Below are 16284 nucleotides of genomic sequence, written 5' to 3' on the forward strand. Positions count from 1 at the left end.
ATACATCAGACTTTCCAAAATCGGATCTGTTCGAATCAAACTGCATCGACAGATGCAAGGGGCAATCAAAACATGTACAGTCATCGCCAAAAACGAACGGTACTACGTTTGTTTGTTTTGCGAAATTGAAACGCAAACACAAGTAACAGGAAAAAGAATCGGTGTTGATCTGGGCTTACAACATCTGGCGATTACATCGGATGGTGATTTTCACCACGCACCCAAGTATTTGCGTAAAAGCGAGAGACAACTCAAGAAGCTACAGCGTATCGTATCCAGACGAAAGAAAGGGTCGAGAAGACGTAAAAAAGCCGTGGCACTTCTTGCGAAGAAGCATGAATATATTGCGAATCAGCGTAGAAATAATGCTCATCAGGTGTCACGTCAATTGGTAAATGGCTATGATTTGATCGCCTTTGAAGATTTGAAAATCATAAACATGGTGAAAAATCATCATCTTGCGAAAAACATTGTAGACGCAGGGTGGAATCAACTTGTGCAGTTCACCACTTACAAGGCTGAAAGTGCTGGTAAGCTTGTTGTACTGGTTGACCCACGAAACACAAGTCAACAATGCTCAAGCTGTGATGAAATCGTAAAGAAAACATTGGCTGTACGGACGCATCGTTGCCCTTCTTGTGGATTTGAATGTGACCGTGATGTAAATGCCGCCAAAAACATTCTCAAACGGGCAGTACAACACTTACAAACGTGTCGTAAGACACGCTAGGCTAGGAACTAGCCTTCGTGGAGAGTGCGGCACTAGTCGACTCAATGAAGCGAGAAGCTCTCCAATTTATTGGAGAGAGGTTCACGGAAATAAAGTCTCGCATTATCCAAATACTGTAATGCTATTTGTTGTTTATTCCCTCTCCTCCAAGGAAATACTAGCAAATAATAAAATGTAAGTAGATTTGGAGGGGAACCATATGAATTGGACTGGGATTGCACTAGTGATTCAGCTAGTTTTCGGTGTAATTATCGGTTTATACTTTTTCAATTTATTAAAAAATCAACGAACACAAAAAGTAACAATTGATCGTGAATCAAAAAAAGAAATGAATCAATTACAAAAAATGCGTTCAATTTCTTTATCAGAGCCACTCTCTGAAAGGGTGCGCCCTACTTCTTTTTCAGATATTGTTGGTCAAGAAGATGGAATAAAAGCTTTAAGAGCTGCACTCTGTGGACCAAACCCACAGCATGTAATCATTTACGGTCCTCCAGGAGTCGGAAAAACGGCAGCAGCTAGACTTGTTTTAGAAGAGGCAAAAAAGATGGAAAAGACCCCATTCCGCCCCTCGTCTGTTTTTGTTGAAATAGATGCAACAACGGCCAGATTTGATGAACGTGGAATTGCTGACCCCTTGATTGGATCTGTTCATGATCCGATTTATCAAGGAGCAGGAGCCATGGGACAAGCGGGGATTCCTCAACCAAAACAAGGAGCTGTTACGAATGCTCATGGTGGAATTCTTTTTATTGATGAAATTGGTGAGTTACATCAAATCCAAATGAATAAATTATTAAAAGTATTAGAAGACCGAAAAGTGTTTCTTGAAAGTGCATATTATAGTGAGGAGAATCATCAAATTCCTACACATATTCATGATATTTTTAAAAATGGTTTGCCTGCTGACTTTCGTTTGATCGGTGCCACAACGAGGACGCCAAATGAAATTCCTCCTGCGATTCGTTCGCGATGTATGGAAGTGTTCTTTAGGGAATTAGATCGAGAGGAAATTACGAAGGTTGCTAGCAATGCTGCCAATAAAGTATCAATGAAAATAAATCAAACAGGATTACAATCATTATCAAATTATGCGAAAAATGGTCGCGAAGCAGTGAACATGATTCAAATTGTGACAGGACTTGCGATCACAGAAGGAAGAAATTTTATTAAGGATAGCGATATTGAATGGTTGATTCATTCGAGTCAGTTATCACCAAGATTTGAGAAAGAAATCCATGATTCACCAGCAATAGGGCTAGTAAATGGCTTAGCTGTTACGGGTCCGAATAGTGGATCTTTATTAGAAATTGAAGTCACAGTGATTCCAGCCGAGGAAAAAGGGATTGTTAATGTAACTGGAATCGTTGAGGAGGAGAATATTGGGGGTCAAGGGAAATCGATTAGAAGAAAAAGCATGGCGAAAGGATCGGCTGAAAACGTCATAACCGTTTTACGATCATTAGGAGTGCCTGCCCATCAGTATGATATTCATGTTAATTTCCCAGGTGGTGTTCCAGTCGACGGTCCTTCAGCTGGAATTGCCATGGCAACAGGAATTTACTCCGCTATTTATAAAATACCCGTCCATCATACCATCGCGATGACAGGGGAGATTAGTATTCATGGAAAGGTAAAACCAGTGGGTGGGATTTTAGCAAAAGTGAAAGCGGCAAAACAAGCTGGAGCTAAAAACGTGCTTATACCAAAGGAAAATATGCAATCGATTTTAAATGATATAGAAGGGATCTCGGTGATTTCAGTCGAGCATTTGCGCGAAGTATTTGACTATGCTCTGGATAAAAGGGCTAATGTAGATGGAATTCTAGACCAAGCGTTCCAAGAAACTAAAAGTCAAAAATCAGTTTGACCAACCTTACTTAGTTGTAGGAACGACTCTTATCATAGAAGAAAACGGGCTATTAGACCTCCTTCAAACGAGAACCATACATTAAAAGTGAGGATGAGGACCCCCATTTACGAAAGGTGAAAAAATTCCATCCCGTTCCTTACGTGAAAAGCGAACGGGATTTTTAATGAAATTCATTTATTTAAGAACACCAATCCCATTCCTTCAATGGACACCATTTCTTAAATAGGATAAAATTGTACAAAGGAATAAAAGCGGAGGCGACTGTACAGCTGCGACAAGCATCTGATCAGCCTTGGCGTGGCGCACTTTGCCACAGAAAGGAAGAGCAGATGACCTCGAGCAGCTAGGAGCCGCAGCTGGACAATGATAAAAGCGGAGGCGACTGCACAGGGGCGACAAGCAAGTGACAAGCTCCGCAAGAGGGCGCTTTTCCCCTCTGGAGGAGATTGACACTTGACCTCGAGCCCCTAGGAGCCGCAGCTGGATATTCATAAAAGCGGAGGCGACTGCACAGGGGCGACAAGCATCTGACCAGCCTTGGCGTCGCGTTTTTTGCGACAGAAAGGATGGACAGATGACCTCGAGGCCCTAGGAGCCGCAGCTGGATATTCATAAAAGCGGAGGCGACTTAAAGCCAATCTTAGCCAGATAAAATAATTGATAAACGGCCATGGATGAAGAAAATGAAGGTCATTGCTTGCAAAGATCAATTCTAGATACACATAATTGTAGCTTTCGGAGGTATAAATATGAAGAAACAATCTGAATATACAATCCCACTTCTTCCGTTGCGGGGATTATTGGTTTACCCTACAATGGTGCTTCACTTAGATGTAGGTCGCGAAATGTCGATGCAAGCTCTTGAAAAAGCGATGATGGAGGATCATCTAATATTTCTATCTACACAAATTGATACAAATATAGATGACCCCATTCGAGAAGACTTATATGAAGTAGGGACATTAACGAAAATCAAACAAATGTTAAAGTTACCAAATGGAACCTTTCGTGTATTAGTAGAGGGGTTAAATCGTGGGAAGATTGAACAATTCCATGAACAAGATGATTATTTTAGTGTGACAGTCACATCATATGAAGATGATTCTCATAAGGATATTGAATTAGAAGCCCTTATGCGGACATTGTTAGAGTATTTTGAACAATACATAAAAATGACGAAAAAGGTTTCAGCGGAAACATTTGCGACAGTGGCAGATATGGATGAACCTGGACGATTAGCAGATATCATTGCGTCTCATCTACCAATTAAAATTAAAGAGAAACAAGAAATTTTAGAAACGTTTGATATAAAAGAACGATTACAAAAAGTAATTGCCATTTTAAACAATGAAAAAGAAATATTAAATTTAGAAAAGAAAATTGGACAAAGAGTAAAGCGTTCTATGGAGCGGACGCAAAAGGAATATTATTTACGTGAGCAAATGAAAGCGATCCAAAAAGAGTTGGGCGATAAAGAAGGCAAGTCAGGTGAAATCGAGCAACTTTTAAAACGGATTGAAGAAACCAATATGCCTGAGCATGTGGAAAAGGCAGCATTAAAAGAAGTGGATCGATATGAAAAAGTTCCAACTAGCTCAGCAGAAAGTGCTGTTATTCGCAATTATTTAGAATGGTTAATTACCGTCCCTTGGTCCCATGCCACGAAAGACGATTTAAATATTGAGAAAGCAGAAAGAATTTTAAATCGTGATCATTATGGACTGGAGAAGGTAAAAGAAAGAGTACTAGAGTATTTAGCCGTTCAACAACTAACAGAATCTTTAAGAGGACCGATTCTTTGTTTAGCTGGACCTCCTGGAGTCGGAAAAACAAGTTTAGCACGGTCAATTGCAGAATCATTAGGGAGAAAATTTGTTCGTGTTTCATTAGGTGGTGTTAGAGATGAATCCGAAATTCGAGGACACCGTCGTACATATGTTGGAGCGATGCCAGGACGGATTATTCAAGGAATGAAAAAAGCCGGAACCATCAACCCTGTGTTTTTATTAGATGAAATCGATAAAATGTCCAATGATTTTCGGGGGGATCCTTCTTCAGCCATGCTAGAAGTGTTAGATCCGGAACAAAATCATCATTTTAGTGATCATTATATTGAAGAACCATATGATTTATCGAAAGTGATGTTTATTGCAACAGCAAATGATTTATCGGCGATCCCTGGGCCACTACGAGATCGTATGGAGATCATTACGATCCCTGGGTACACTGAGCTTGAGAAGACGCATATTGCCAAAGATCATCTATTACCGAGACAAATAAAAGAACATGGCTTAACGAAGAGTCAACTGCAAGTAAGAGAAGAGGCTTTTCAAATGATTATTCGCTATTATACTCGTGAAGCAGGTGTTCGAAGCCTAGAACGACAATTAGCCGCCATCTGTCGCAAGACCGCTAAACTGGTCGTTTCAGGTAAGAAGAAGCGTCTGATCATTACAGAGAAAAATTTGGAAGGGTTTTTAGGAAAACGAAAATTTCATTATGGACAAGCCGATGCAGAGGATCAAATTGGGGTAGCAAATGGATTAGCTTATACTACGGTTGGTGGTGACACCCTTCAAATAGAAGTATCCCTTTCCCCAGGAAAAGGGAAGCTACTTTTAACAGGAAAACTAGGAGATGTCATGAAGGAATCTGCCCAAACTGCTTTAAGTTATGTCCGTTCAAAAGTAAAAGAATATGGAATTGAAGAAGATTTTCATGAAAATTTTGATATTCATATTCATGTACCAGAAGGAGCTGTACCGAAAGATGGCCCATCTGCTGGAATCACCATTGCATCCGCCCTCATCTCTGCTTTAACGAATAAGCCACTTCGTAAAGAAGTAGGAATGACTGGCGAAATTACATTAAGAGGAAGAGTTTTGCCAATTGGTGGAGTGAAGGAGAAATCATTGGGAGCTCATCAAGCGGGATTAACGACGATTATTTTACCAAAAGAAAATGAGAAAGACTTAGATGATATTCCTGAGAGTATTCGCGATGATTTGAAATTTATTCTTGCTTCACATATGGATGAAGTAATACAAATAGCTTTAGTAGGTGGGGAGAAATGAAAGTAAATAATGCAGAGATCGTCATAAGTGCTGTAAAGCCAGAGCAATATCCAGATGATCAGCTACCGGAATTTGCCTTGGCAGGGCGATCAAATGTAGGAAAATCATCTTTTATTAATAAAATGATCAATCGTAAAAGCCTGGCAAGGACCTCTTCAAAGCCAGGTAAAACACAAACTTTAAATTTTTATATTCTTGAAGAAGCCCTCTATTTCGTAGATGTTCCAGGGTATGGCTATGCAAAGGTTTCGAAAAAAGAACGTGAAGCATGGGGAAAAATGATTGAAACGTATTTAACCGAAAGAAAACAATTGAAAGCCGTACTGTTAATTGTGGACATCCGTCATGAACCGACGGAAGACGATATCTTAATGTATGATTTCTTGAAATATTATGATATCCCATGTATTGTGATTGCCACAAAAGTGGATAAAATTCCAAGGGGAAAATGGCAGAAACATTTAAAAAGGACGAAAGAAATATTAGATTTTGATCCGAATGATGAAATCGTCCTCTTTTCTTCTGAAACCGGAGAAGGAAAAGATCAGACTTGGGCCATCATCGAGAAATATATGTAAAAAAGTGAGGAAACTAATTCCTCACTTTTTTTTCATAAATAATAAATAAGCACCAACAAGTACGAGCATTATTGGCCAAAGACTCCAAATCATCTCGGCATTATTTTCCAATAAGCCAAACCATTCTGTAATTTTTTCATAAAACAACGATATGATGGCTAAAATAAGGAATAACAATCCTGGGAATAAACCACTCCCATTTCTTCTATTCTGTAAGAGTAATCCGAGGGCAATAATAAAAATAAATACACCAATATCATTAGGCCATTGTTCTAAAAGATTCACAAGGTGAAAATGAACACCAAATCCTGTTAGAATGACTCCGGGTAAAATCGAACTATCATCTCTTTCGGAATAGGCCTGTCCTAAAAAAGCTATTCCAACGATTGCTAATAAAGTTGGCCATGTAAAGAAATCTTGAAATACTTGAATATTAGATTTTTGCAAAAAGAAATAAAATCCGAATCCGATCAAGATGATTCCTGGGAAAATTCTCTTATGCTTCATTGTCACTCACCACTCACTTGAATATTTAGAATAGGTCTGGTACCCTATAGAGGATATGTCGAAATCTATGTTTTATTGCGAATCGATGGGCTAAAAAGTCCCTAGGTGGAAAAGGCAAAAACCCATTGATTGAAATGTTATATTCACTTAGTTGGCAGTTGAGAGTTAGGTCTAAATAATTTGGATCGCTAGAAGAGTGCCTTCGCTTTTCTAAATTCTCATCTGCTAACTAACATGCTTTAATGTTATCATATGTTCACAATTTTGCCGTAAAGATTTTTGTTCCCATGATATAATTATATTAATGATTTTTGGGGGTGTATATGTCATTATGCATATTATTGTTGTTGGATTAAACTATAAAACGGCCCCAGTTGAGATACGTGAACGGTTATCTTTCAATGAATCTGATTTAGGAAACGCGATGAAAGCGTTAAATCATAAAAAAAGTGTATTAGAGAACGTGATTCTATCAACATGTAACCGTACAGAATTATATGCCGTCGTTGATCAGCTCCATACAGGACGTTATTATGTTAAGGATTTCTTATCCGAATGGTTCGACATTGACAAAGAGGAATTTTCACCATATTTGTATACCTATGAACAAGAAGGGGCCATTGAACATCTATTTAGAGTGACATGTGGTATAAACTCCATGGTACTAGGAGAAACACAAATTTTAGGACAAGTTCGTACTAGTTTCTTGATGGCTCAAGAAGTGGAAACAACGGGTACAGTGTTCAACCATTTGTTTAAACAAGCGATTACTGTGGCGAAAAAAGGCCATTCTGAAACGGAAATCGGTGCTAATGCTGTTTCAGTAAGTTATGCTGCGGTAGAATTAGCAAAAAAAGTTTTCGGTCAATTAAAAGGAAAACATGTCCTCGTCATTGGGGCAGGTAAGATGGGCGAACTTGCCATCGAAAACTTGCAAGGTAGCGGTGCAACAAATGTAACCGTTATTAATCGTACATTCGAGAAAGCCGCTTCATTAGCTGACCGTTTTTCTGGAGAGGCGAAATCATTACAAGAACTGCAATGTGCTCTCGTAGATGCTGACATTTTAATTAGTTCAACGGGTTCAAAAGAATATGTGGTGACAAAGGAATTGATGTCCGTGGTGGAACGAATGAGAAAAGGAAAGCCTCTTTTCTTAGTAGATATTGCGGTACCACGTGATCTTGATCCCGCGATTAGCGAAATGGATAATGTGTTCCTATATGATATTGACGATTTAGAAGGCATTGTCGAAGCCAATTTAGCAGAACGCCAAAAAGCTGCTGAAAAAATTGAGTTGATGGTTGAAGCAGAAATGGTTGCTTTTAATGAGTGGTTAAATATGCTTGGAGTTGTTCCGGTGATTTCAGCTCTTCGGGAAAAGGCCTTGTCTATTCAGGCTGAAACGATGAAGAGTATCGAAAGAAAAATTCCAAACTTAACAGAACGTGAACTAAAAGTTTTAAGAAAACACACGAAAAGTATTATTAACCAAATGTTAAAAGATCCGATCTTGCAAGCGAAAGAATTAGCTGGGGAAAAAAATGCGGAAGAGAAGCTCGATCTTTTTATGAAAATCTTTAATATTGAAGAGAACGTGAAGCAGCAACCAAAAATAAAATCAGCTGAAACGACAAGCAAAGAAGTTGTTGTACAGCCTTCATATTAAGTGTAAGTGAGGTTACACTATGTTTGAACAAGGAATGACAAGGCTGCATGAATTAATGATTGTTCTATACGCTGCAAGCATACTTTTTTATTTCATTGATTTTTTACAACAGAATCGGAAGGCGAATAAAATCGCCTTCTGGCTTTTAGCAATTGTTTGGATTCTTCAAACAATTTTTTTGTTTCTATATATGTTCAGAACAGGTAGATTTCCTGTATTAACTATTTTTGAAGGATTTTATTTTTATGCATGGGTTTTGATCACGCTCTCCTTAAGTCTAAATCGACTTCTAAGAATGGACTTTACCGTTTTCTTTACGAATATATTAGGGTTTGCTTTTATGGCTATTCATACATTTATGCCTTTTCAGCTTCAATCAGAAACAATGGCAGAAAAGCTAGTATCTGAATTGCTATTAATTCATATTGTGATGGCTATACTCTCTTATGGTGCTTTCTCTCTTTCTTTCATTTTTTCCATGCTCTATTTACTTCAATACCATCTGTTAAAAAGAAAAAAATGGAGCCAGCGTTTATGGAGGATAGGGGATTTGGAAAAGCTAGAGAAGATGTCCTATATCTTAAATGGAATAGGAGTACCCATCCTTGTCCTAAGTTTAATTTTGGGATTACAATGGAAGTTTATTAAGCTACCAAATGTTACACTATATGACCCAAAAATCCTTGGTTCATTCATTTTGTTAATTGTTTACAGTGTATTTTTATATTTGAAAGTCAGAAAAGGGATGTACGGAAAAAATCTTGCCTTTATTAATGTATTGGCATTTCTCATCATCCTAATTAATTTCTTTTTATTAAGTCGGTTGTCGACTTTTCATTTTTGGTATATGTAAAAAACTTTTTTGGAGGGTACTATGCGAAAAATCATTGTCGGTTCGAGAAGAAGTAAGCTTGCTCTTACTCAAACAAACTGGGTCATTCAACAATTAAAAAAATTGAATCCAACATATGAATTTGAAGTGAAGGAAATTGTCACAAAAGGGGATAAAATTTTAGATGTCACCCTTTCTAAAGTAGGAGGAAAAGGGCTATTTGTAAAAGAAATTGAACAAGCGATGTTAAATAAAGAAATTGATATGGCTGTACATAGTATGAAGGATATGCCTGCTATTTTACCGCCGGGATTAACAATCGGTTGTATTCCTGAAAGAGAAGATCATCGAGATGCCCTTATTTCAAAAAGTCAAAAGACGCTTTCTGAACTGCCTGAAGGCTCCATAATTGGGACTAGTAGTTTACGAAGAAGTTCGCAAATTTTAGCGAGAAGACCAGATTTGGAAATTAAATGGATTCGAGGAAATATTGACACTCGTCTTGAAAAGTTAAAAAATGAAGACTATGATGCGATTATTTTAGCAGCAGCAGGGTTAAAAAGAATGGGCTGGTCGCAAGATGTGGTAACGGAATTTATTGATCCTGATCTATGCATGCCAGCGGTTGGTCAAGGCGCTTTATCCATTGAGTGCCGTGAGGATGATGAGGAACTTCTTCAAATTTTAGCCCCATTTACATGCAAAAGTACGGAGAAAACAGTGAAAGCGGAACGGGCATTCCTTCACAAAATGGAAGGCGGCTGCCAAGTTCCGATTGCTGGTTATGCCCATCTTGAAGGAGAGGATATTGTTCTTACCGTTTTAGTGGCGTCGCCGGATGGAAAGACCGTTTATAAAGAGATGGTAAAAGGAACAAAACCAGAAGAAGTAGGAGTGCGTGCCGCAAAGCAATTAAGTGATTTGGGGGCGAAAGTCTTAATCGACCAAGTGAAGCAGGAGCTTGATTCTTAATGAACTCAGTCCAAACTTTAGCTGACAAACATATTTTGATCACACGTGCGAAGCGACAAGCAAAGGAATTTGCTGATAAAATAGAACAGTTGGGTGGTATCCCTCATACTGTATCTTTGATCGAATTCAAACCTTATTTGGATCCGAACAAGTCATTATATGTGTCGGAAATTTCTTCATACGATTGGATTATCTTAACAAGTATCAACGGTGTTCATGCTTTTTTTGATGAATTAAACAAAGCAGGGATACAAAAAGATGAGATCATAGCTAAGTTTGCGGTAGTAGGGACAAAAACGAATGCAGTTCTAAAGCAATATGGATTTGAAGCGGCATTTATTCCAGCCAAATTCACAGCAGATGATTTTGTGAAGGCAATCGAAAAGGGTGAATTTTTTGCAAAGAAAGCCCTAATTCCAAAAGGAAATCTCGCGAGAAATATTATTGCCGAAAAACTAAAAGAGCTTGGTGGAACAGCCGATGAATGGATCGTGTATGAAACCTATTTTCCCGATGAAGAGAAGGAACATCTTCTTCATTTATTGCAAAACGAACAACTACATATGATCACTTTTACAAGCTCTTCAACAGTTCGCCATTTTATGCGCGTTGTAAAGGGCTTACAACTAGAGCAAAAGTTATCTGGTATTGTCTTCGCTTGTATAGGACCAGTGGCAAAAACAACGGCAATAAGCTATGGTCTGTCGGTTGAAGTTTGTCCCGAAGAATATACCATTGATGGATTATTACAAGAAATGTGCAAGTATTATGAGAAGGAGGAACAATGATGGACTTACAATTTACACGACATCGTAGATTACGTCAAACAGCAAATATGCGGGCATTAGTTCGTGAAACTTTTTTAAGAAAAGAAGATCTCATTTATCCTATTTTTGTTGTCGAAGGGGAAAACGTTCGAAATGAAGTTTCCTCCATGCCTGGAGTTTTTCAATTATCCATTGATCAGCTAAAAGGTGAAATGGATGAGGTTGTTTCACTTGGAATTAAGGCTGTCATTTTATTCGGTGTTCCAAAAGAAAAAGATGCAACAGGGACAGGGGCTTATCATGAGCATGGGATTGTTCAAGAGGGAACCCGTTTTATAAAAGAACATTATCCTGAAATTCTTGTCATTGCCGATACTTGCCTTTGTGAATACACAGACCACGGTCACTGTGGTGTAGTGGATCATGGCGATGTTTTAAATGATCCGTCATTAAAACTATTAGCCCAAACTGCAGTTAGTCAAGCTAAAGCAGGTGCAGATATCATTGCCCCATCCAATATGATGGACGGTTTTGTCGCAGCGATTCGTGCCGGATTAGATGAGGCAGGATTTGAACATATTCCCATTATGTCCTACGCTGTGAAATATGCTTCAAGTTTCTATGGTCCGTTCCGTGATGCAGCAGACTCGACTCCACAATTCGGAGACCGGAAAACTTATCAGATGGATCCTGCGAATAGAAGAGAAGCATTACGCGAAGCCCAATCGGATATGGAAGAAGGAGCAGATTTTCTCATTGTGAAACCAGCACTTTCTTATTTGGATATCATTCGTGATGTTCGCAATCAATTTAATGCTCCAATAGTTGCCTATAATGTAAGTGGGGAATATTCCATGGTGAAAGCTGCTGCAATCAACGGTTGGATTGATGAAGAGAAACTCGTCATGGAAAAGTTAACAAGTATGAAACGAGCAGGGGCAGATTTAATTATTACATATCATGCAAAAGACGCTGCTCGTTGGATCGAGAAATCACTTTAATATAAGAAACGGGGGATTCACTGATGCGATCTTACGAGAAATCAAAACAAGCATTTCAAGAAGCCTTATCATTAATGCCTGGTGGTGTTAATAGTCCAGTTCGTGCATTTAAATCGGTTGATATGGACCCTATTTTTATGGAAAGAGGTAAAGGGTCGAAAATTTACGATATTGATGGAAATGAATATATTGACTATGTTCTTTCATGGGGACCTTTAATTTTAGGACATGCAAATGAACGAGTTGTTGAAGCGTTGAAGAAAGTGGCAGAAACAGGGACAAGTTTCGGTGCCCCTACATTAATTGAAAATAAATTAGCTAACTTAGTAAAAGAACGTGTTCCTTCCATTGAAATTATTCGGATGGTGTCATCTGGTACGGAAGCAACGATGAGTGCACTAAGATTAGCACGTGGATACACGGGAAGAGATAAAATTCTCAAGTTTGAGGGGTGTTATCATGGACATGGGGATTCCCTTCTAATTAAAGCAGGTTCTGGAGTGGCCACTCTCGGTCTTCCAGATAGTCCTGGTGTTCCTGATGGATTGGCTAAAAATACTGTTACAGTTCCTTACAATGATTTAGAAGGTGTTCGCTATGCTTTTGAACAATACGGTGAAGATATTGCCGGTGTGATTGTTGAACCAGTTGCAGGGAATATGGGAGTAGTTCCTCCACAACCTGGATTTTTAGAAGGACTGCGTGAGTTAACGAAACAAAATGGTACATTATTAATTTTTGATGAAGTTATGACAGGTTTCCGGGTTGGTTATAACTGTGCTCAAGGCTATTTTGGAGTTACACCGGATCTTACATGTTTAGGTAAAGTTATTGGTGGTGGTCTCCCAGTTGGTGCATTCGGAGGTCGTGCAGAAATAATGGAGAAAATTGCCCCAAGTGGTCCGATTTATCAAGCAGGCACATTATCTGGTAACCCAATGGCGATGACAGCTGGCTATGAGACCTTAAGCCAATTAACACCAGAATCTTATAAGCAGTTTATTCAAAAAGCGGATCAACTTGAAGCGGGATTACATGAAGCGGCGTTGAAATATGATATCCCACATACAATCAACCGCGCAGGTTCCATGATCGGGATTTTCTTTACAAATGAACAGGTTATTAATTATGAAAAAGCTAGAACTTCTGACTTGCAATTATTTGCGAATTATTACCGGGAAATGGCCCATGCAGGTGTATTTTTACCACCATCACAATTTGAAGGATTATTTTTATCCACAACACATAATGTTGAGGATATTGAAAAAACAATTCAAGCAGCTGAAAGAGCATTCAGCATCATTAAAGGTTAATCTAAGAAATCCACTGAAATCCAAAATGGACTCAGTGGATTTTTTTTTGTATAAATCGGTAGAAAAATCATATTTCATTTCATAGGGTCATAGAATTTTAAATGACAAAGTGAATTATATAGGGTTCTATATAAAGTCACCAGTACTCATTAGGTCCCTTAAAAATGATTCATGATGCAAGCATAGGACGCACCTAGAGAGTTTCAATTGTATAAAGGTTTGGTTAACTGAAGGGAGGAACTAATTTGACTAATCAAGACCAATCGTGCCTACGATTTTCATTAGAAGAGTCTGTTTGGTTTCAAAAAGGACAGGAAGTAGATGAGCTGATTTCGATTTCATTAGATCCTCATATTACAATCGAGGAACAGGAACAATTTATTATTCTTCGTGGGGTATTAGAACTTTCTGGTGAATATCAACCCGTTGGGGACGGGGACTTAGAGGATCCTCATCTATCGAAGGTGAAATATGTTCAAAGAGTGGATTGGCGGGAGGATGGGGAGTGTGAGTTTTTCCATGAGTTCCCAATCGATGTAACCATTCCGAAAAACCGGGTGCAAAATATTGAGGAAATTGATATTTTTATCGATGTATTCGACTATGAACTTCCAGAAAATGCGTGTTTACGATTAAATGTGGATATGTCGATTACAGGGATTTATGGGGAGCAACAAGTGGAAGAGGATATAGAAAATATAGTAGATACAGACGAAGTGGAAGAGGTTTGGGATGATTTTGAGGAAATAGAAGTTGTAGAACGTGTGGAACAAATAGAAGAGGATGATGAGGAAGATCTTGATGTATTTGTCGAGATTGATGAGGATAGCGAGTCCAACACAATCACTCCCATAACAGAAGAGGAAGTGGAGGAAGGCTCGCAAACTTTCAGTGCTGTTGCAAGAAGAAGGAATGTTGAGATCGATAATGAAGAAGAGGAAGAAAAAAAGATTGAAGTCATTTCACGGCTTCATAAAATAGAAAAAAATCAAGAGGAACAAGTAGAGATTCAAGAGGAAGTGGACGAAGAAATAGAGGAAAATAGGCTAGATCAGGAAATGACGATTAAATTTAAGTCAGAAGATCCTACTTCGAGAGAGAAGCAGCAGGTGGTAGATTTATCAGATCAATTCGTAGGAAATGAAAAAAAAGCAGTACGGGCGGAGGAAGATCCTATTGAAGAAGATCTAGAAGCTTTCGATCCAACTATGGAAGAACTTACCGAAGAGGAATATATGGAATCTTCCTCTGTAGAAGTCATTAAAAATAAGAAAAAAGGCAAAAAGAAAAAGTTTGAATCGATTTCCTTAGCAGACTTTTTTGCAAGAAAAGAAGAAGAGTCATCTTCCAAATTAAAAGTATGTATTGTTCAACAAGGAGATACAATTGATTCCTTGGCAGAGCGTTATGCTGTAAGTTCACATCAAATTATTAGCGAAAACCACTTAGAATTAACAGAAAACCTAAGTGAAGGGCAAGTATTATATATACCTGCCACATTCAAATTGAAAAATTAGTTATGAGGAGCAGGGGGTTCCTGCTCTGTATTATTTAAACGAATAAAGTATTACATTAGAGCCGTTCATATAGGCGGCATAGAAGCAGGTGAAGAAAGATTGGCTCGTGAAATTTCAGGAATTTTAAAAAATTACGGATTAACATCTGAATTTATTGAGCCTTTTGGGAATGTATTCAAAGTTTATACGAAAAAAGGAGTATTTGCCTTAAAAAAAATCCCTGCGACCCAAGGAATCGATTTTGTCCGCCATATTCAACAGTTATTCCAACAAGGATATTATAGAATTGTTCCCGTTTATCCGACATTTGATGGTCGATATGGAGTGTGGAGTCATCAATCTTTATATTATTTAATGCCATGGATTGATCAGGAGGAAAATGAAGAGCGTGATAATCAATATGAAAAGCTTTTTCGGGAATTAGCTAGATTACATCAATTAACAGTGAAAGCTATCCCAATTGAACAGAAGGAACGGACAGAATTCTACGAAGGGGTTAAAGCGGAATGGGGAAAACAAGAAGAATTTCTTGAACAATGGATCAGTCTTTGTGAGCGCGAAACTTATATGCCTCCATTTTTTCTTCTTTCTAGCTTATACTATATGGATATTTTACAAGCACTGCGTTATGCAAAAAGAAAGCTGGATCAATGGTATGAAAGTTCAAAGGATGAAGAGAAAGCTAGAACGGTTCTCATTCATGGGAAAATTTCGATGGATCATTATTTTATCGATGAGCGGGGAAATGGATTTTTTTCGAATTTTGAAAATGCAAAACTAGGGTCGCCTATCCATGACTTATTACCGTTTTTCTCGAGAATGCTTAAATCCTATCCAAAGCCTGTAGATGAATATGTACAATGGTATACGACCTATACGAGATATTTTCCACTAAAAGAGGAAGAAAATCAATTATTTTTAAGCTATTTAACCCATCCAGGCAAAATCATTCGAACATTGGAAAGCTATTTAAATTCTAATCGAAAAAAAGAAATCCGATATGTGAATAAATTGCAAAATGAGTACTGGCAACTAAAAAATATTGAACACTTGGTCATGCAGTTCGAGGAAATAGAAAAAGCAAAAAACAATGAAAATCATGAGGCATCCTCTTAATTGGGATGCCTTTTGTTGTTATTGTTTGGTAAGCTGCGTCTCCTTGCTGCTTCAATCTCCTTTAGAGGGAAAAGCCCCCTCTTACGGAACTTGTCAATTGCTTGTCGCGCCTGGGCAGTCGCCTCCGCATTTAAGAATATCCAGCTACGGCTCCTAGGCGCTCGAGGTCAATTGTCAATCTCCTTCAGAGGGAAAAGCACCCTCTTGCGGATTTTGTCAATTGCTTGTCGCGCCTGGGCAAGTCGCCTCCGCATTTAAGAATATCCAGCTACGGCTCCTAGGCGCTCGAGGTCAATTGTCAATCTCCTTCAGAGGGAAAAGCACCCTCTTGCGGA

Annotated in this window: 13 protein-coding genes; 12 read left to right on the top strand and 1 reads right to left on the bottom strand. The window is 38.4% G+C overall.

The window, feature by feature from the left end:
• The 4 genes from J2S13_RS14355 to yihA form a co-directional block, all read left to right on the top strand.
• A partial coding sequence (locus J2S13_RS14355) for an RNA-guided endonuclease InsQ/TnpB family protein (protein ID WP_307258505.1) occupies positions 1–730 on the top strand: 730 nt, incomplete at its 5' end.
• A 199-nt stretch (positions 731–929) separates the two neighbouring features.
• Positions 930–2600 (top strand): ATP-dependent protease LonB, encoded by a 1671-nt coding sequence (lonB, locus tag J2S13_RS14360; RefSeq protein ID WP_307258507.1) that lies wholly within the window; start codon positions 930–932, stop codon positions 2598–2600.
• 752 nt (positions 2601–3352) lie between these two features.
• Positions 3353–5677, top strand: a complete 2325-nt coding sequence (gene lon / locus J2S13_RS14365; RefSeq protein ID WP_307258508.1) for an endopeptidase La — start codon at positions 3353–3355, stop codon at positions 5675–5677.
• On the top strand, positions 5674–6255 hold the full coding sequence (gene yihA / locus J2S13_RS14370) for a ribosome biogenesis GTP-binding protein YihA/YsxC (protein ID WP_307258509.1): 582 nt from the start codon (positions 5674–5676) through the stop codon (positions 6253–6255). The genes lon and yihA overlap by 4 nt, the downstream gene beginning before the upstream one ends.
• A gap of 21 nt (positions 6256–6276) precedes the next feature.
• Here yihA and J2S13_RS14375 read toward each other — a convergent pair whose 3' ends face one another.
• Complete coding sequence (locus tag J2S13_RS14375) at positions 6277–6762, bottom strand: LiaI-LiaF-like domain-containing protein (protein ID WP_307258511.1); 486 nt, start codon at positions 6760–6762, stop codon at positions 6277–6279.
• A 331-nt stretch (positions 6763–7093) separates the two neighbouring features.
• Here J2S13_RS14375 and hemA point away from each other — a divergent pair, with 331 nt between their 5' ends.
• The 8 genes from hemA to ysxE all read left to right on the top strand — a co-directional run bounded on the left by hemA (position 7094) and on the right by ysxE (position 15949).
• A complete protein-coding gene (gene hemA, locus J2S13_RS14380) occupies positions 7094–8431 on the top strand; it encodes a glutamyl-tRNA reductase (RefSeq protein ID WP_307258513.1) in 1338 nt (445 codons plus the stop codon).
• 19 nt (positions 8432–8450) lie between these two features.
• The gene (locus J2S13_RS14385) at positions 8451–9284 is read left to right on the top strand and encodes a cytochrome C assembly family protein (protein ID WP_307258514.1); all 834 of its coding nucleotides are present in this window, start codon (positions 8451–8453) and stop codon (positions 9282–9284) included.
• 21 nt (positions 9285–9305) lie between these two features.
• Positions 9306–10235: a hydroxymethylbilane synthase gene (hemC, locus tag J2S13_RS14390; RefSeq protein WP_307258515.1), complete on the top strand. Its 930-nt coding sequence runs from the start codon at positions 9306–9308 to the stop codon at positions 10233–10235.
• Entirely contained in the window at positions 10235–11023 is a 789-nt protein-coding gene (locus J2S13_RS14395) for a uroporphyrinogen-III synthase (RefSeq protein ID WP_307258516.1), read from the top strand. Before hemC ends, J2S13_RS14395 begins: the two co-directional genes overlap by 1 nt.
• On the top strand, positions 11020–12003 hold the full coding sequence (hemB, locus tag J2S13_RS14400) for a porphobilinogen synthase (RefSeq protein ID WP_307258517.1): 984 nt from the start codon (positions 11020–11022) through the stop codon (positions 12001–12003). Before J2S13_RS14395 ends, hemB begins: the two co-directional genes overlap by 4 nt.
• A 23-nt stretch (positions 12004–12026) precedes the next feature.
• Positions 12027–13316, top strand: a complete 1290-nt coding sequence (hemL, locus tag J2S13_RS14405) for a glutamate-1-semialdehyde 2,1-aminomutase (RefSeq protein ID WP_307258519.1) — start codon at positions 12027–12029, stop codon at positions 13314–13316.
• Positions 13317–13561: 245 nt separating this feature from the next.
• Positions 13562–14833 carry a LysM peptidoglycan-binding domain-containing protein gene (locus J2S13_RS14410; RefSeq protein WP_307258521.1) on the top strand — a complete coding sequence of 424 codons (1272 nt, stop codon included), beginning with the start codon at positions 13562–13564 and terminating at the stop codon, positions 14831–14833.
• 99 nt (positions 14834–14932) lie between these two features.
• Entirely contained in the window at positions 14933–15949 is a 1017-nt protein-coding gene (gene ysxE / locus J2S13_RS14415; RefSeq protein WP_307258523.1) for a spore coat protein YsxE, read from the top strand.
• Positions 15950–16284: the final 335 nt, after the last annotated feature.

It is taken from the genome of Oikeobacillus pervagus, assembly GCF_030813365.1.
Lineage (GTDB): Bacteria > Bacillota > Bacilli > Bacillales > DSM-23947 > Oikeobacillus > Oikeobacillus pervagus.